Source organism: Mesorhizobium sp. 131-2-1, from assembly GCF_016756535.1.
Lineage (GTDB): Bacteria > Pseudomonadota > Alphaproteobacteria > Rhizobiales > Rhizobiaceae > Mesorhizobium.
Window position 1 is genome coordinate 544,513 of record NZ_AP023247.1, and the last position, 17,585, is coordinate 562,097.

A 17,585-nucleotide genomic window follows, 5' to 3' on the forward strand; every position below is an offset into this window, starting at 1 on the left:
GATGCTAGGCTGGAACGGAACGGCCGAGGCGCAGGAAATCGCCGTCGAAAGCGACCTCCCGAACGGTGGCACCGGCGCCGGTAATGAGCATTCGGTCGTGGGCGGTCTCGATATCGCGCGGCGGCTCGCCGCCGGAGAAGGGGACGGCGCCGATTACGTGCCGGAAGGACACGCTGCGGCCTTCGGCCAGCGCAAAGGCGGTGGCGACGCCTTCGCGCTTCAGCCAGTTGTCGCCGAGCGAGGCGGCGTGGCCGACCGCGGCGCGGCCGTCCTCGATGCCGAGCACGCCGAGATGGCGGCCGCTCCACGGCGCATAGTCACGGCCGCCATTGCTGAACCAGAGCATGGTGATGGGCAATTCGGCCGGGTTCTTCAGCACCAGCACCAGGTCCTGCTCGGCATGGCGGGTCAATGCCGTCCAGCCGGGCCCGCCATGATCGGCCTCGACCAGCGTCAGGAAATCCTCGCGCCTGTCCGCCATGCGGTAGTCGGTGAGATCGGCGGTGCCGCCGGCGGCGGTCGGGAAATGCCGGAGATCGGCCGAGCGCCCGGGATAGGCGAGCAGGAAACGGCCGCGCGCCGGGTCGGGCTCCAGCGGGTCGGCCGGCGTCGCCGCGTAGCGCTTCGGCGAGAAGGCGAGAGACCCGCCGCCGCGCATCACCGTCATCGGATGGTGGGCGACGGAAATGGCGCCGGCGCCGCCGGAGAAGACATGCTCCTGATAGAGGAAGGGGTGGCCGTCGCGCAGCGTCAGCACCTTGTCGACGGCGGCACCCATGACCTTGCGGCGCAGCCGGAAGCTGGCGCGCCAGCCATCGGCGATGGCGCTGTCCTCGACGAGGTCCCAGGCGCTGTTGGCCGGCCAGCCATGCAGCGGCGCTTCCTCGACATCGGCGCGCGAAAACGGTGCGCAGAGGAAATCGCCGGAAAGCCGCACCGTGCCCTCGGGCAGGTCTTGCGGCAGGCTCTCGCGCGGCGCGCCGACCCAGGGCGCGCGATGCAGCGGCTGCAAGCGGCGGCCCTCGGCTTCGACGGTCATGTCGGCGATGTGGCCGACCGCAAGGTCGAGCGAGACCGAAATGCCCTTAGCCTTGATCGTGACCGTATCCATCCCTGTCACCCTCGCGAATCTTTGGCGCCAGCAAAGCCCGCCCGATGCCCGATGCGCAAGCGGGGCGGCAGGCAATTTGCATCAACTCCCACCCTCCCCCTTGTGGGGAGGGTCGACGAGCGGTCGGAGCGAAGCGGAGATCGATCGGCGGGGTGGGGGTCCGACAAAGATTCCCTTGACCCCCTCCCCGATCCGCTACGCGGATCGACCCTCCCCACAAGGGGGAGGGTGGGCCAAACCCTACTGCCTTCTATACTCCCTGACCGGCGACTTGGTGCCGTCGGTATAGGTCACCTGCACCGACATCGACTTCACATTGTCGGCGACCTTGAAATAGGGCTGGTAGTCGTAGGGGATGGCGTAGGGATCCTTCTTGTCGCAGGGCGGCATCTTGATCTCCTTGTCGGGTGCTGCGCCATTCAGGCCGTAGTGCAGCTCCTTGATGGCGCAGCGGTAGGACAGCATCTGGGTGAAATAGACCAGGCCGTGGTTGCCGCCGGAATCGAAGGCGATCCACGAGGTCCAGAACTGGTCGAGGATCTGCTTGTCGCCCTGCTGGAGGGCCGAGTCCGGATCGAAACTTATGTCGAACGGCCCGGTCTCGCGGCCTCTGATGTCGAGATATTTAATGCCGATCGTCGTGGCCGTGGTGCTGTCCGGCAATTCGAAGCTCGGATTGGGCATCGGCTTGCCCGTCCGCTGGTCGTTCATCGCCATCAGGCCGGTGTCGGTAAACGGCCCGCTTGCGCCGAGGCGCCAGGAAATGCCGGTCGCCGCCTCGGGCAGCGAGATGGTGATCGTCCAGCCGGCATTGGAGCGCATCGGCGTCAGCGTCGGGGCGAAGCGCTGCGGGTCGAGCACCTCGCCGACCGCCGCCAGCCGGCTGCGGCTGCGCTCCAGCCAGTCGGCCAATTGCGTCTGGTCGACGAAATATTTGAGCAGCCCGCCATCCTTCTCATACGAGACGAACCTGGTCAGCGCCTCGGCCTCGTTGCGCTTGTCGGACAGCGACTGGCTGCCGAGGCGATCCTCGGAAAACTCCTGCGCCAGCAGGAAATAGGCCGGGGCGTAGTCGGGATGGGCCGCTATGAAGGCGTTGAGCTTGTCGAGGCGCTGGGCATCATCGAACTGCTCGAGATGGACGAGCTTGATCGCCGGCGCCTTGCCCTTGTCGGCAAGCTGGCCGAACACCTCGCGGGCGCCGGCCCTGCCGTCCTGGACCCGAAGCAGCGTGGCGAAGCGCGTGTAGGGATCGATGGCGTCGACATCGAAATTGGCGAAGGCGAGATAGGAGCGGCGCGCATTGAGCATGTCGCCCGACAATTCGTAGACGCGGGCATTGTGATAGAACTCGTCCGGGCGCTTGGGGTCGGCGATCGCCCCGCCTTGCGCGGCGAGCGCGGCAAATCCCTTGGCGATGGTGTCGATCGAGGCAGCGATCTGCTCGGTCGTCGCCTGCAGCTTCTCGGCCTGTGCGGCCGCCTGCTGCTGGCCGGCGGCCAGCGTGTCGGTGGTCTGCTTCACTGCCTCGACCGCCTTCTGCGTCTGCGTCCCCTGCTCGCTCTGCTGCTTCTCAGCGGCCGCAATCTCCTCGGTCTTCTGCGCAACGGTGTCGGTCGACTGCTTGACCGCCTCGACGGTCTTCTGGGTCTCGGCGCCCTGCGCGGTCTGCTGTTTTTCAGCCGCCGCGATCTCTTGCGTCGTCTGCGCCACCGCGTCGGTCGACTTCTTGACCTCTTCGACCGTCTTTTGCGTCTCGGTGACGGTCTTTTCGATCTTCGCCACTTTTTCGGAGACGATGCCCAGCGACTGCTGCAGCTCGGCCACCGCCGGCACCAGGCTGGCGATGATGCCGTTCTGCGAGTTCGTTTCCTGCTGGACGGCGTAGACGCCGCCGGCAATGGCCGCCGCACTGGTGGCGAAGATCAGCGCCGGCATCGCCTTGGCTGCCAGCACCAATTTCAGCACGATGGCGATGGCAATGATCGCGGCCGCAACGGAAGCGACCAGCGCGATGTAGGCAGCGAACGGCCCGAGCGGGTTGAGCACGTCGGAGACGGCGCCGCTGACGAAAGCGACGCTTCCGGCCCATTTGCCGGTACGGCTGAGCGATGCCCGGATAAGAGAAGGCGCGGCGGCGCCGATGTCACCTGTCATTGTCAAAACCCCCAAGCCAATGCCGCGCGCATGGTAGCAGCGCGGCCCCGCGGGGAAAACAGGATAGGAAACGGGCGTTTTCGGGGCGGGTGGGTGTGCTGAGGTCTAAGCCGCCCTCCGACTGACTTCCGGCGTCGGTGGTTGGCGAAGGCCGAAGCGACATCCGATCTCCCCCCTTGCGGGGGAGATGTCCGGCAGGACAGAGGGGGGTGGGAAGGATCGCCAGCTTTCGACTTAAGCCCCTTTCACCCGTGAACTGGCCGGCGGCGATGGTGGCGACAGGTCGGCGGGACAGCACCCCCCTCTGCCCTGCCGGGCATCTCCCCCGCAAGGGGGGAGATCAGCGGCTTCGCCGACGGCGCCAAGAATTCAAATCGAAGCAACTTCGCTTGGGAATACCGCCGTTAACCAGTTGGACGCGGCAATCGGCTTAGGCTAGGGTCCGGCCCTCTCAGCAACAGCCGGATCCGACTTGCGCCTGTCCGACACTTTCCCGCTCCTCCAGAAGATCACGATGGCGTTCGCCTTGCTGGCGCTGGTCGCGGGCTGCACGACCGCCGCGCCGCCGGAAAGCGTGCTGGCGGTGCCGGCGCAGCCGCAGCGCTATGCGGCGATCGTCGTCGACGGCAAGACCGGCAAGCAGCTGTTCGAGGTCAATTCGACGGCGCAGCGCTATCCGGCCTCGCTGACCAAGATGATGACGCTCTATCTCCTGTTCGAGGCGCTGGAGAGCGGCCGGGTGAGCAAGGAGACACAGATCCCGGTTTCCGATCATGCGGCCTCACAGCCGCCGACCAAACTGCGCTTCCGGCGCGGCGAGACGATCGATGTCGATTCCGCCATCCGCGCAATGGTGGTGAAATCGGCGAACGACGTGGCGGTGGCGGTCGGCGAATATCTCGGTGGCGGCAGCGAGGACCAGTTCGCCGCCATGATGACCGCCAAGGCGCGGCAACTCGGCATGACCAGTACCAATTTCCGCAACGCCTGCGGCCTGCCCGACGACGGCCAGGTGACGACGGCGCGCGACATGGCGGTGCTGGGCATGGCGCTGCGCAACCGCTTCCCGCAGCATTTCCACTATTTCTCCGAGAGCGACTTCATGTTCCGCGGCCGGCTGGTGCGCGGCCATAACGACATGCTCGGCCGGGTGCGCGGCGTCGACGGCATCAAGACCGGCTATATCCGCGCCTCCGGCTACAACATCGTCACCTCCTACAGCGCCGACGGCCGCCAGCTGATCGTGGTGGTGATGGGCGCTGAAAGCGCGCGCCAGCGCAACGACCATGTCGAGGCGCTGATCCAGCGCAGTCTCTCGCCGATGGCGGCGGACACCAAGACGCGGCTGATGTACGCGGGGCAGCAGCCGACTGGTTCGCCGCTTCCCGGTTTGCCGGAGCCTGGTTTGCCGGCGCAGTAGCCCGGTTTGCTTTGCAGTCGAGCGGAGGGCGCCCAACGCTTCGTCATCCTAGGGCAAAGCAGGAGCGAAGCGACGCAGCGCAGACCCTAGGGCGTGGACTCAACGTGTCGCAGCCATATTCGGAGCGATGCGAGATTGAGGATGGCCAGGTAGTTGCGTGCGAGCTTGTCAAAGCGGGTTGCGGCCCGGCGGAATTGCTTGAGCCTGCAGAAGAAGCGTTCGATGCGGTTGCGCTCCCGGTAGAGCTCTGGCGGAACCACACGTTTATTCTTGACGTGACGGCGGGTTGGAATGTTGGCCGAGCCACCGGTTCTGGCAATGAGAGCAACTAACGGCCAGCTGTCGTAGCCTTTGTCAGCGACAAGCGCCTTTGCCGGCGGCAACCCTTCAATCAGCTGCGGGGCGATGGTCTTATCGGATGCCTTGCCCTCGGTGATAAGCAAACGGATGGGCAGACCATCCTGATCGACAAGGGCATGAACCTTGGTGCTTAGTCCGCCATGAGAACGGCCAATGGCGTTATCCGGACCCCCTTTTTACCGCCCGCGGCATGCTGGTGAGCGCGGATTATCGAACTGTCGATTAAGTGCAAAGACTGTGGTGACTTAGCCGCCAGGGCTTCAAACATCGCCAACCAGACACCTCTCTTGGCCCAGCGGTTGAAGCGATTGTAGACCGTGGTGTAGGGGCCATACCGTTCGGGCAGATCGCGCCAAGGCGATCCGGTCCTCAAAACGTAAAATATGCCATTTACCACCCGCCGATCATCGACCCGCTTCTTGCCCAAACCGTGCGGCGGCAGAAGCGGCTCCACGATTTGCCATTCCGTCTCGCTTAGATCGTAGCGTGCCATCATCGCCTCCAAATCAAGGCGTTGAATCACTGCTTCAAACGTCGTGCAAGGGTTGAGTACGCGCTCTAGGATCCATGCCGTGACCTATGAGCGATGCCGCGATGCAGACACTGGCACCGGAACGCCAGCGTAGATGTCCCTCTTTTCTGCAGCGTGTCATTTTTCGACAGGCGTAACGGCATGGATCCTAGGGCGTGGACTCAACGTGTCGCAGCCATATTCGGAGCGATGCGAGATTGAGGATGGCCAGGTAGTTGCGTGCGAGCTTGTCAAAGCGGGTTGCGGCCCGGCGGAATTGCTTGAGCCTGCAGAAGAAGCGTTCGATGCGGTTGCGCTCCCGGTAGAGCTCTGGCGGAACCACACGTTTATTCTTGACGTGACGGCGGGTTGGAATGTTGGCCGAGCCACCGGTTCTGGCAATGAGAGCAACTAACGGCCAGCTGTCGTAGCCTTTGTCAGCGACAAGCGCCTTTGCCGGCGGCAACCCTTCAATCAGCTGCGGGGCGATGGTCTTATCGGATGCCTTGCCCTCGGTGATAAGCAAACGGATGGGCAGACCATCCTGATCGACAAGGGCATGAACCTTGGTGCTTAGTCCGCCATGAGAACGGCCAATGGCGTTATCCGGACCCCCTTTTTACCGCCCGCGGCATGCTGGTGAGCGCGGATTATCGAACTGTCGATTAAGTGCAAAGACTGTGGTGACTTAGCCGCCAGGGCTTCAAACATCGCCAACCAGACACCTCTCTTGGCCCAGCGGTTGAAGCGATTGTAGACCGTGGTGTAGGGGCCATACCGTTCGGGCAGATCGCGCCAAGGCGATCCGGTCCTCAAAACGTAAAATATGCCATTTACCACCCGCCGATCATCGACCCGCTTCTTGCCCAAACCGTGCGGCGGCAGAAGCGGCTCCACGATTTGCCATTCCGTCTCGCTTAGATCGTAGCGTGCCATCATCGCCTCCAAATCAAGGCGTTGAATCACTGCTTCAAACGTCGTGCAAGGGTTGAGTACGCGCTCTAGGGTCTGCGCTCCGCTTTGCGTCGCTCCGCCCTAGGATGACGAACTGAAGGGCAGCTCCCCTTTACCGCACAACCGCACCGGAATCTCGGTCAGCGACAGCGCTTCAGCCGTCTGGCTGCCGAGCAGCCCCCCGACCCACCAATCACAACAGCTTGTTCGGTCACACCAGCTTCACAGTCACCATGGATATGCCGCGCCGGCTTGGCGTATCGTACCCAAAAGCCGAAACAGGAGCACTGACCATGGCCGGCGATCCCAAGGCGCATCAGACGGAAGACGACGAGAACCACTCGGCCGGCGAATATCTCGAGGCTTCCACCCTGCCGGAAGACCTGCATGAGGCGGCGGACGAGATCCTCGAAGCGCCGGAGGTGCCGGATTCCGAGCCCGCTCTGCCCGGGGCGGCTGCGCGCGTAAAGCCGAAGAAAAAACCGTCGGCGATCAGCGGCCGGAAATTCCGCAAGCGCGACCTGGTGCGCATCGACGACCTCAGGCCCAGCCTTTCCGACCGCATCCGCGCCGACCATCCGGACCTGCCGCGCGGCGCCCGCATCAGCCGCGAGGAGCTCGCCCGCTACCGCATGCGCTACATGGAGGAATTGCTGCAGCAGGAGCACGGCGAATTCTCGGAGCTCGACCGCCAGGTGGTCGAATCGATCGCCAGGCAGGACACGATTTCGGAAAACTCGGAAGAGGAGTTCGAGGAGCACAGGTCGTTCGCCGATCGCGTCTCCGACAATATGGCCGAGTTCGGCGGCAGCTGGTGGTTCCTGATCTCGTTCGCGGCAGTGCTGCTGATCTGGATCGCCATAAATCTGTTCGAGGGCGCGGTCGGCGCTTTCGACCCCTACCCGTTCATCCTGCTCAACCTGCTGCTGTCCTGCATTGCCGCCATCCAGGCGCCGATCATCATGATGAGCCAGAAGCGGCAGGAAGCAAAAGACCGGCTGCGCTCCTTCAACGACTACCGGGTGAACCTCAAGGCCGAGCTGGAAGTGCGGCACCTGCACGAAAAGCTCGACTATCTGATCTCGCGCCAATGGCAGCGGCTGGCGGAAATGCAGCAGATGCAGCTGGATGCGATGCACGAGCTGACCGGGGCGAAGAAGCCGAAGCGGGCGGCGAGAGGGGTGCGGCGGAGGGTGGCGAGGAGCGAGGCGGGGGCGTGAGGGGATTGAGCGGCAAGTTTGCTCACATCGCGGACTTGATGGCCGCACACGCCGTAAGGACGCACAACCGCGCCTGTGGCTTGAAATGCTCGTCATCCCAATTGGCCGTTGAAGCCTTCGCGAGCTTCCGCTAAGAAGCCGTGGCTGGCCGTTCACCGGCTGGTTCGTTTTGCCGGGAAGCACCCGTAGCTCAGCTGGATAGAGCGCTGCCCTCCGAAGGCAGAGGTCACAGGTTCGAATCCTGTCGGGTGCGCCAACTTACCGGGGCATTCCACCTATTGCCTGCGACGCCTTCCGGACGAAGCAAGATAACCCAGCGCAAGCGTCATAACGGCGACCGCGATCCCGGCGCTGATCACACCTGCCGGTGTTATCCTGGCACTGCCTTGCAAGACAACATGCTTACCCAAACGCAAATCGAAAACCGACTTGATTTCCTCAGGATGTGAGGGGACCGCGGGGGAAGGTTCTTCCTGGACTGACATTTGAGCCTCCGGTTCGAATGAGCCACCGCCAGCACAACGGCCGGCGACTAGCGCGCCGACATTTGTGCCGCGGCCGAACGTGTATTCGGTGGTAAGCCTTAAGAATTCTCCTCCGGCACCCCAGTTGGCAACCTAGGATTTCCTTGATCCACTGCGCCACGCTCGCAGCCGCCTCCCACGACTGAAGGGCGGAGTATCGTAGTGCTGCGACCAATGCAGATCGGAATATGTGGGTCGGTCCCTACCCCGCCATCACCCCCGCAACCACCCCACGATCGCCCCAAACTCAATCGCCCGCGTCGTATCCACCTCGAACAGCGGCCCGCGCCGCAGCGGTTCGGCGCGTTTTGCCAACTCGATCAGTTCGGGGATGTAGGCGGCGCCGGGGTGGCCGGGGAGGCGCTGGGCGAGGCGGGCGCGGTAGCGGTCGGCGAGGATCTCGCCGGGGGCGTGGCACCAGATCTCGAAGGTCTGCTCGACACCGGCACGGCTCAGATGCTCCTCCAGCAGTTCGCGCGGCTGGAAGCCGAACCAGGCGTCGACCACGAAGGTGCTGCCCGCCGGGGCCTCACCGATGATCGACCAGATGGCGGCGTAGCTGGCGCGGCCGAGCGTGCGGTTGAACTCGCGGTCGACGCCGTCAAGCACTTCCAGGAACGGGTTCTTGATCGTGTCGAGCGAAAGCAGCGGCCAGCCCATGCGCTGGGCAATGCCGCGCGACACCGTGCTCTTGCCCGAGGCGGGAATGCCGTTGACCAACACCGCGCGGCGGCCGGCTGGCCTGGCGGGCACGGCGGGCGGGGCAGAAAGCGCGGCGGCGCGCTGCGTCGATTCCGGCGACAGGCTGGAAGCTAAGGTGGCGTGCGCTGTCGAGACAGGCGCCGACGCCGCTGCGACCGCTGCCGACGCGTGCCGCGAAGGTGCCGCCGCAAGTCGCGTCTCCGCGCCCTGCGCGGCGAGCGCCTGCAGGCCGGCGCCGATGACGCCGGCGTCGTCGCCGAGCGCGGCCGGAAGCACCGGAGCCTGGTACCAGGGGGCGAGCGCCGGGATCTCGGCGAGCGCTTTTTGGGCCGCGCCGCCAAGGCCGCCGCCGAGCAGCACCAGGTCGGGGTTGAACATGGCGACCGCGGTGTCGATCGCGGCGCGCAGCGGCCGCGCCCAGGCGTCGAGCACGGCGCGCGCCGTCGCGTCGCCGGCGGCGGCGCGGGCAAGGAGCTGGTCGACCGTGACGTCCGGGCCGAGGCCGGCGCCGGCGATGTGGCGGCCAAGCGCGGTGCCCGAGCTGGTGGTCTCGACGCAGCCGCGCCGGCCGCATTTGCAGGGCTCGCCGTCGAGGTCGACGCCGATATGGCCGAGCTGGCCCGCCGTTGCCCTGCCGCGCACGATGCGCCCGCCTTCGGCCACCGCGCCGCCAATGCCGGTGCCGATGGTGAACATGACGATGTTGTCGTGGCCGGTCGCGGCACCGCTGGCCATCTCGGCTTGCAGAGCCATGTTGCAGTCATTGTCGATGGTGACGGGCTTGCCGGCCATGCTTTCCAGGCGCTGCGCCAGCGCGACCGAGGCGAGGTCGACATAGCCGCCGGACAGCACCGCGCGGCGCTTTGCATCGACGCGGCCGGGAACGCCGACGCCGATCGCCGCCACCTCCGGGCCATCGAGCCGATGCACCATGTCGGCGATGCGGCCGAGCACCAGCTCCGGATCGGGCGCGCTCTTCTCCGAGATGCGCCTGAGGATTTCGCCCGAGCCCGAGATCAGCGCGGCGCGCAGATTGGTGCCGCCGATATCGATCCCTATGGCCAACGACCTGTGTGGCATGACGTCTGGTGCCTATCTGGCGCCGGCCTGAGATTCAGGTCAGGCCGAGCCGAAAACGGTGGTTTTCGAGAACCGGAGCGGAGCGTACTCAAAGTACGTGAGCACCGGAAGCGCAGGAAACCGGCGTTTGCAGGCCGGCCTCACCTGAATCAGGCGGCGTTGCGGCGATAGTTGCCGATCACGGCTTGAATCTCGCGCAGCCGCGACACGGCGATAGTCTTCAGCTTCTCGCGCTGCACGTCGCGGTCGAGCGAGATGCAATCCTTCCACAGCGAGCGGCCGGCGATGACGCCGGAGGCGCCGTTGCGCATGGCGATCTCGACCTGGCCGAGGAAGGTGGCGTGGTTGACGCCGGCCGACAGCACCGCCCATGGCACGTCACCGGCAAGGTGGGTGATCCTGGCGCAGGCCTCCGGCGTGCCGGGATAGGGCAGCTTCAGCACCTTGGCGCCGCAATCCAGCGAGATGCGCGTGCCCTCCTCGACCAGCGCGGGGATCTTCGCCGCGTAGTCCTCGGCGCTTTCACCCTCGAGCTGGTAGGTCAGGAACTCGACGACCAGCAGCAGGTCCTCCTTGGCGAAGTCGGCGATGCACTCTCTGAGGATGGCGATGTTGTGGCCGTTCGCCTCGGGCTTGTCGGCGCGGAGATAGACCATGATCTTGCCGCCGGTGCCGCCAAGCTCGCGCACGCGGCGCGCGTCGATGCCGGGAACGAGGCGCGACAGGCGGTAGCCTTCCGGCGAGACATCGAAGCCCGAAGCGTCGAGGCCGATCAGCAGTGCGGTGTCGCGGTTGAGCACGCCCTCGTCGACGACGCGCGGCACCGCGCAGAGCGGGTCGAGCAGCACGCAGGAGGCCTCGCTGGCGAGATACTTCGTGATGTCGGCCTTGGTGTCGCCCAGCATGTCGTTGGTGATCCTGGCCTGCTCGGCCGGGTCCGCGGCAAGCAGCGTGCGCATGCCGCCGCGCTGGTCGCAAGCGATCGCCATCATGGCGCCGTCCTTGCCGCAAATCTGCTGGTATCCGCGCAGCTCCGCGGTGGTCATCCTGGTCATGGTCTCTGTCCGATCTTGGCGCCGCCGGGACGCCTATCCCTGGATTGGAAAGTGCTGTTCTGCCTGCTTCGAGGCAGCACGGTTCTGCCGCCTCGACGCGCTGCCGATCGCGAGAAAAGCGGTGTACCGTGGAAGCCGGCCCAGATTGCGGGTTGGCCAAATTTGGGCGATAACTCCCGTCGGCCAGCAAGCCTGTAACACATTGCTGAAAGGAATTGCAAGCTGTCTGTTCCTCCCATACAGGATGCAACCGCATCGCGCACGATGCTGCACACGGTCGCCAAGCTGCACTACGAGGCGGAGATGTCGCAGGTCGATATCGCGCGGCGGCTGGGCGTCTCCACGGCGACCGTCTCGCGGCTGCTGCAGCGGGCGCGGGCGGAAGGCATCGTGCGCATCGAGGTGCTGGACATCGTAACGCCCGAGGTCATCACCACGCAGCTCACCGAGGCGCTGGGGCTGCGCGAGGCAGCTGTCGTCGAGACACCAGCGGCCGGCGTGCTGACGGCGCTTGCCGCACCGCTCGGCGGCCTGCTCAAGCAGGCTGAGCTTTCGGCCGGCTCGGTGGTGGCGATCGGCTGGGGCCGCGCCATCCGCGAGACGATCCGCGCCGGCCTGCCGCGCATTCCCGGCGTGCTCACCGTCGCCGCCACCGGCGGCATGCAGCAGCATGCGCCGCACTTCCAGATCAACGAATTCGTGCGGCTGGCGGCGGAGGAGTTCGGCGGCACGCCGCATTTCATCCACGCGCCCTATCTGCCGTCGAGCGAGCTGCGCGAGGTCTTCCTCGGCGACGCGGCGATCCGCGACGCCGTCGCGCTGTGGGACCGCACCGACGTCGCGGTCGTCGGCGTCGGCCTGCCGCATGCCATCAACCCGCCGGAGGCGAGTGCCGCGACGCTGAGCGAGCAGGCCCTGGTGCAGGCGGCCGGCGACGTGCTGCGGCATTATTTCGACGCCGACGGCGTCATCATCCCCTGGGAAGGTGAAAGCCGGATGATCGCCATGTCGCCGGCACAGCTGCGCGCCATCCCGCTGGTGATCGGCGTCGCCGCCGGGCCGGAGAAGGCGACGGCGATCATCGGCGCCGCCCGGGCTAAGCTTATCAACGCGCTGGTCACCGACAGCAAGACGGCGCAGGCCATCCTCGAGAAGCTGCTGCCGCGATAGACCCGAAATCACCGGTTGTACCGCTGACTGGTTGGCGCGATAGTCCGCCGCGCGGGGCTCGGTGGAGCAGGACGATGGCGTCCGGAAATCAGCGCGGGTCAGCGCGCAAACACCCGCTTGCAATTTATTTCAGCAAAGTGTTACATGTTGCCGAGCCTGGCACGAGAACGTGCCGGGCGGCGCGGTTGTCCGGACCTTGCGGAGGCGGGGAACGAGACCGCTGATATCGGAACGGTCGGTTTCGGCTGGCTGAGTTAACGACCGGGCGCCTGGAGGAAGCCGCCCGCAGAGCCCAAGCAGACGAAACACTTTTGCCAGCCGTCGGCAGGACCAGTCCGACGGCCATTCCAGTGTCACCAGCATCTGCCAACACGTGAGGAGGAATTTATGAGGAAGATCGTTGCCGCGTTCGCGGCGCTCGCCATCTCGGCATCGGCGCTGATCGCGCCCGCCCAGGCGCAAGACAAGAAATACACCATCGCGCTCATTCCCGGCCTGACCACCGACGGTTTCTACATCACCATGCGCAAGGGCGCGCAGGCGGCGGCCGACGCGCTCGGCGTCAACCTGGTGTTCCAGGGCGCGCCGGACTTCAACCCGGTGACGCAGGTTCCGGTGCTCGACGCGGTCATCGCCAAGAAGCCGGACGCGATCCTGATCGCGCCGACCGACAAGGTCCAACTGGTCGAGCCGCTGCGCAAGGCCAATGACGCCGGCATCCCGGTGATCACCGTCGACACCTTCATCGGCTCAGGCGTCTACCAGACCGGCGCCGGCGATGCCGACTTCCCGCTCGCCTATATCGCCTCGGACAACGTGCTCGGCGGCGAGATCGCGGCGCGGGCGCTGGCCACTTCCATCGGCGACAAGGGCAAGGTCTATGTCTCGAACGTGAAGCCCGGCATCTCGACCACCGACCAGCGCGAGGAAGGTTTCAAGAAGGAGATGGCCAAGCACCCCAATATCACGGTGCTGGAGACGCAGTTCAACGAGGACGACGCCAACAAGGCGGCCTCGCAGTTGCAGGCGACGTTCGCGCGCAACCCCGATCTCGTCGGCGTGTTCGGCGCCAACCTGTTCTCGGCGCTCGGCGCCGCCAACGGCGTCAAGCAGGCCGGGCAGACGGGCACCGTCAAGGTGGTGGCCTTCGACGCGCCGACCAGCATCGTCGATAACATCAACACCGGTCTGGTCGACCTGGCGATCGCCCAGCATCCGGCCGAGATCGGCTATTTCGGCGTCGTTTCGGCCTATGCCCACCTGACAGGCCACTCGATCCCGGTTGCGATCGGCACCGGCTTCACGATCATGGACAAGTCCAACATCGCCGACCCGAACATTTCGAAGTATCTTTACTCCGAATGAGCTCAACCGGCCCGGCCTCCTCCGCTTTGCCGGAGAAGGCCGGGGTGTCCCGGGACCCTGTAGACCAAGGCATTGCCGCGGATCGGACCCATTCATGGCTTCAACATCATCGACCGGCGAAACCCATGTCGCCCCGCAGGCGGACCACGGTGACCAGGCCAAGAGCCTGCTTGGGCGCATCGCCGAAGGGCGCGCCTGGCTGTTCCTTGCCGGCCTGATCATCTGCTTCGAAGTGTGGTCGCGCCTCGCCTTCGGCGCCACCTTCGTGCTCAACCCGTTCAATGTGCAGTCGATCCTGATCTTCGCCGTGGCGCCGCTGCTGCTGGCGACCGGGCAAACCTTCGTCATCATCTCGGGTGGCATCGATCTGTCGCTCGGCTTCATCATGGGGCTTGCCGCCGTCATCGCCGCGCATGCCACGAACATGGCCGGAGCCGTGATCCCTGTGCCTTTGGCCATGCTGGCCGGTATGCTGGCCGCCGTCATCGTCGCCGGCGTGCCCGGCGTCATCAACGGGCTGCTGATCTCGCGGCTCCGGATCCCGCCGTTCATCGGCACGCTCGGCATGTTCGGCGTGGCGCGAGGTGCGGCCTTCCTGCTTGCCGGCGGCACCACCGTGCCGGTGCAGAACTCCTGGTTCGCGCTGCTCGGCAACGGCAAGCTCTACGGCGTGCCCTATCTGGTCATCATCACCGCGATCTTCGTCGTCGTCATGCACTACATCCTCAGCCAGACCCGGTTCGGCCAGCACAATTACGCCATCGGCGCCAATGTCCAGGCCGCGCGCCGCGCCGGCATCGACATCAAGGACCATATATTGCGCCTCTATGTACTGTCGGCGATGTGCGCCGGCCTCGGCGGCGCGCTCTACGCCGCGCGCTTTACCGCGGGTGCGGCGCAGGCCGGCGAGCCCCTGCTGCTCGACAGCGTCGCGGCCGTCGTCATCGGCGGCGCCAGCCTGTTCGGCGGCTCCGGCACCATCCTCGGCACCGTCGCCGGCGCGCTGGTGATCGCGGTCATCCAGTACGGGCTGGTCTTCGTCAATGTCGAGCCGTTCTGGCAGTTCATCGCCGTCGGCGTCGTCATCATCATTTCCGTCCTCATCGACCAGGCGCAACGCCGGTTCAGTGGAGCCCGCCAGGATGAATAGCCAAGACCAGACCGCTCCGCTGCTGGAAGTCCGCAACCTTTCCAAGCACTTCGGCGCCGTGCGCGCGCTGAACGACTTCTCCATGGTCGTGCGGCCGGGCGAGGTGGTGGCGCTGGCCGGCGATAACGGCGCCGGCAAGACGACGCTGATCAAGGCGATTTCCGGCGTCTTCCAGCCGACGGGCGGCGAGATCCTGCTGAGGGGTCAGCCGGTGAGCTTTTCGACACCGCACGAGGCGCGCGAAAAGGGCATCGAGACCATCTACCAGGATCTGGCGCTCGCCGACAATCTGTCGATCGGCGCCAACATCTTCCTTGGCCGCGAACCGATGCGCAAGGCGTTCGGCTTCCTGCCGGTGCTCGACCGCAAGGCGATGGCGGAAGCCGCCAGGGCGACAATGGGCCGGCTGGACTTCCACGTCAGCCGGCTGGAGGCGCCGGTCAGCAATTTCTCCGGCGGACAGCGGCAAGCGGTCGCCATCGGCCGCGCCGTCTATTGGGACGCCCAGATCCTGATCATGGACGAGCCGACGGCGGCGCTCGGCGTGCCGGAGCAGCGCAAGGTCATCTCGCTCATCCACCAGCTCAAGGCGCAAGGGCGCGGCGTGATCTTCATCTCGCACAATCTGCAGGACATTTTTGCCGTCTCCGACCGCATCGTCGTGCTGAGGCGCGGCGTCCAGGCCGGCGAGCGCAAGATCTCCGAGACCAACCACGACGAAGTCGTCAAGCTGATGGTCGGCGGATAGGCCAGCAGCCAGCCAGGATGGAATTCAGCCGCCTCGGACGGCAATGCATTCCGATATCATTGAGTTGGCGAGAGGGCGCGGAATATCGCATCCGCTTCAGCGACAAGCATCCGCAACAGCTGCGCTGCCGGAAGCTCCCTGTTCAAGGCGGCCGCCTGTCCATAGAGGTGAAAGGCGAAGTCCCCGCGCCCCATTGCCGCATCGGCATCGCCGAGCGGGCCGCTGAGGGCATACATTTGCGGGAAATCCGGAAGGCGCGTTTGCTGCTCTTCCATCTCCAGGGCGTAGCGCGTGCGCTTCGTTCGTGCCGCGCGGCCGGAAAAGGCATTGCTGACCATCGTGTCCATATCCGTCGCGGAGCGGATCAGGGCGCGGCGCGGTCGGTCGGTGCCGGCTTCGTCGCAGGAGAGAAAGCCGGTGCCGATCTGCACGCCGCTGGCGCCAAGGGCGAAGGCGGCCGCAATGCCCCGGCCATCGGCGATCCCTCCGGCGGCAATTACCGGTAGATCGACAGCATCCACGACCTGGGGAACCAGAGCCATCACTCCCACGCCGTCACCTGGACCCGTCGGGGCATGAGCGCCGCGGTGGCCTCCGGCTTCCCAGCCCTGGGCTATGACCGCGTCGGCTCCACCATCGGCTAGCTTGCGCGCCTCGGCGACGTTGGTCGCCGTGCTGATGACCACGATCCCGGCCTGTTTCAGCCTGGCGACCTTGGCCACGTCCGGCATGCCGAAGTGGAAACTCACAACCGGCGGGCGGATCTCGAGCACGAGATCGAGCCTGGTATCGTCGAAACCCGGTCCCATCGCAGGAAGCCTCGCCGGCGGTTCGCCAAGCGACAGTTCCTTGTAGTAGGGCCGTACCCTTTCAAGGGCACGCGCCAGGATGGCATCGCTCGTGTCGGGCCGCGGGTGGACGAAGAAATTGAGGTTGAACTGACGTCCGGTCGAGGCTCGCATCTGGCGCGCTACGGCACGCAGATCATCCGGCTGCATCATTGCGCAGCCAAGCGATCCCAACCCGCCTGCATTGCTCACCGCCGCCGCGAGTTCCGGCGTTGCCGAGCCCGCCATCGGAGCCTGGATGATCGGATGCTCGACCTTCAGCAGATCGCATAAACGACGGTTCGGCCACATAAGCGTCTGTCCCAAACCAACGAGGATCGTACGCAGTGCCCAGCATAGGCTTGCGATAAGATCCGGTCACCGGAATTGTAGTAGACCACCGGCAGTCATCAGCCGATGCCTCAGGGAACAACGCCCCGGCAGGCCCAGGCGACATTGGCGAAAGAGCGCGGCCCGTCGGGGCGGCCGGCCTGATAGGCATCGCGGACGGCGGCTTCGGTGCGTGTCCGCTCGGCTGCGTCGAGCGTTGTCATGTATTTGCCGAGCGGCCCCTCGCCGGCGGCGATCGGCGCCCAGTAGTCGTCGAAATTCCCGTAATCCATGCGGATCATCAGCTCGGTTTCGGTGACCTCGGCCAGGCCCTGCTCCACAAAAGTCCGCTTCATCTCGCCGGGCTGCATCATCGGCTGGAAGCAATAGCGGCTGCGCATCTGGCGGCCGCTTTCGCTAAGCGCCGCCACGGTGTCGATCATCATGCGCATGCCGGGCATGCCGCCGAGATGGTCCCACACCACTGCCGCGACCACGCCGCCCGGCCGCACCACGCGGCGCATCTCGGCCACCGCCTTGCCGGCTTCCGGCACGAAATGGAGCACGAGCAAAGCCAGCGCACGGTTGAACGCGCCATCCCCGAACGGCAAGGCGGTGGCGTCGGCCTGGCTGAAGGTGATGCGTGGGTCGGTGTTGTGCTGCCTCGCCGCCTCGACGAAGACGAGCGAGAAATCGATGGCCTGGATTTCCGCGAGATCGGCGGATTTGGCCAGCTCGAAGGTCAGGCTGCCGGTGCCGCAGCCGACATCAAGGATCTTCTCGCCACCGGCCAAGCCCGCGAAGTCGATGAACTTGGGCGCGAGCCTGCGGCTCCATCGGCCCATGAGCTGCTCGTAGCCGGAGGCTGCATGAACGGTGAAGCTCGACGTCATCTTGCTCT

14 protein-coding genes and 1 tRNA gene are annotated in these 17,585 nt (G+C 65.6%); 7 read left to right on the top strand and 8 right to left on the bottom strand.

Annotated features, from left to right (window positions below):
* Nucleotides 1–4: 4 nt before the first annotated feature.
* Together JG743_RS02540 and JG743_RS02545 are read right to left on the bottom strand one after the other, a co-directional pair.
* Nucleotides 5–1,111 carry a hypothetical protein gene (locus JG743_RS02540; protein WP_202297914.1) on the bottom strand — a complete coding sequence of 369 codons (1,107 nt, stop codon included), beginning with the start codon at nucleotides 1,109–1,111 and terminating at the stop codon, nucleotides 5–7.
* A 240-nt stretch (nucleotides 1,112–1,351) separates the two neighbouring features.
* Nucleotides 1,352–3,268: a methyl-accepting chemotaxis protein gene (locus JG743_RS02545; protein WP_202297918.1), complete on the bottom strand. Its 1,917-nt coding sequence runs from the start codon at nucleotides 3,266–3,268 to the stop codon at nucleotides 1,352–1,354.
* A gap of 514 nt (nucleotides 3,269–3,782) precedes the next feature.
* Between JG743_RS02545 and JG743_RS02550 the strand changes: the two genes are divergently transcribed.
* Entirely contained in the window at nucleotides 3,783–4,688 is a 906-nt protein-coding gene (locus tag JG743_RS02550) for a D-alanyl-D-alanine carboxypeptidase family protein (protein WP_202297919.1), read from the top strand.
* Between the two features lie 86 nt (nucleotides 4,689–4,774).
* Here the strand turns inward: JG743_RS02550 and JG743_RS02555 are convergent.
* Together JG743_RS02555 and JG743_RS02560 are read right to left on the bottom strand one after the other, a co-directional pair.
* Nucleotides 4,775–5,541, bottom strand: a protein-coding gene (locus JG743_RS02555) for an IS5 family transposase (protein WP_202292541.1) whose coding sequence is annotated in 2 segments (ribosomal slippage) — nucleotides 4,775–5,203 and nucleotides 5,206–5,541 — 765 coding nt in all. Because the reading frame shifts where the segments join, the coding sequence is not laid out codon by codon here.
* Between the two features lie 187 nt (nucleotides 5,542–5,728).
* Nucleotides 5,729–6,495 (bottom strand): IS5 family transposase gene (locus tag JG743_RS02560; protein WP_202292541.1). Its coding sequence is split into 2 segments (ribosomal slippage): nucleotides 5,729–6,157 and nucleotides 6,160–6,495, totalling 765 coding nucleotides; the frame shifts between segments, so codons are not numbered across the junction.
* Between the two features lie 311 nt (nucleotides 6,496–6,806).
* Between JG743_RS02560 and JG743_RS02565 the strand changes: the two genes are divergently transcribed.
* The gene (locus JG743_RS02565) at nucleotides 6,807–7,733 is read left to right on the top strand and encodes a DUF1003 domain-containing protein (RefSeq protein WP_202297920.1); all 927 of its coding nucleotides are present in this window, start codon (nucleotides 6,807–6,809) and stop codon (nucleotides 7,731–7,733) included.
* Between the two features lie 179 nt (nucleotides 7,734–7,912).
* A tRNA-Arg gene (locus JG743_RS02570) sits at nucleotides 7,913–7,989 on the top strand.
* Nucleotides 7,990–8,470: 481 nt separating this feature from the next.
* Here JG743_RS02570 and JG743_RS02575 read toward each other — a convergent pair.
* Together JG743_RS02575 and JG743_RS02580 are read right to left on the bottom strand one after the other, a co-directional pair.
* On the bottom strand, nucleotides 8,471–10,039 hold the full coding sequence (locus JG743_RS02575) for an ROK family protein (RefSeq protein ID WP_202297921.1): 1,569 nt from the start codon (nucleotides 10,037–10,039) through the stop codon (nucleotides 8,471–8,473).
* Nucleotides 10,040–10,188: 149 nt separating this feature from the next.
* Complete coding sequence (locus JG743_RS02580) at nucleotides 10,189–11,094, bottom strand: tagatose-bisphosphate aldolase (RefSeq protein ID WP_202297922.1); 906 nt, start codon at nucleotides 11,092–11,094, stop codon at nucleotides 10,189–10,191.
* Between the two features lie 264 nt (nucleotides 11,095–11,358).
* Between JG743_RS02580 and JG743_RS02585 the strand changes: the two genes are divergently transcribed.
* The 4 genes from JG743_RS02585 (at nucleotide 11,359) to JG743_RS02600 (ending at nucleotide 15,527) form a co-directional block, all read left to right on the top strand.
* Nucleotides 11,359–12,264, top strand: a complete 906-nt coding sequence (locus tag JG743_RS02585) for a sugar-binding transcriptional regulator (RefSeq protein WP_202297925.1) — start codon at nucleotides 11,359–11,361, stop codon at nucleotides 12,262–12,264.
* 387 nt (nucleotides 12,265–12,651) lie between these two features.
* Nucleotides 12,652–13,629 carry an ABC transporter substrate-binding protein gene (locus tag JG743_RS02590; RefSeq protein WP_202297927.1) on the top strand — a complete coding sequence of 326 codons (978 nt, stop codon included), beginning with the start codon at nucleotides 12,652–12,654 and terminating at the stop codon, nucleotides 13,627–13,629.
* Between the two features lie 94 nt (nucleotides 13,630–13,723).
* Nucleotides 13,724–14,779, top strand: a complete 1,056-nt coding sequence (locus tag JG743_RS02595; RefSeq protein ID WP_202297929.1) for an ABC transporter permease subunit — start codon at nucleotides 13,724–13,726, stop codon at nucleotides 14,777–14,779.
* Nucleotides 14,772–15,527 (top strand): ATP-binding cassette domain-containing protein, encoded by a 756-nt coding sequence (locus tag JG743_RS02600; RefSeq protein WP_202297931.1) that lies wholly within the window; start codon nucleotides 14,772–14,774, stop codon nucleotides 15,525–15,527. The genes JG743_RS02595 and JG743_RS02600 overlap by 8 nt, the downstream gene beginning before the upstream one ends.
* 56 nt (nucleotides 15,528–15,583) lie before the next feature.
* Here JG743_RS02600 and JG743_RS02605 read toward each other — a convergent pair whose 3' ends face one another.
* Both JG743_RS02605 and JG743_RS02610 read right to left on the bottom strand, forming a co-directional pair.
* Nucleotides 15,584–16,666, bottom strand: a complete 1,083-nt coding sequence (locus JG743_RS02605; protein WP_202297933.1) for an NAD(P)H-dependent flavin oxidoreductase — start codon at nucleotides 16,664–16,666, stop codon at nucleotides 15,584–15,586.
* Between the two features lie 110 nt (nucleotides 16,667–16,776).
* Nucleotides 16,777–17,577, bottom strand: coding sequence for a class I SAM-dependent methyltransferase (locus tag JG743_RS02610; RefSeq protein WP_202297935.1), 801 nt, complete (start codon nucleotides 17,575–17,577; stop codon nucleotides 16,777–16,779).
* Nucleotides 17,578–17,585: the final 8 nt, after the last annotated feature.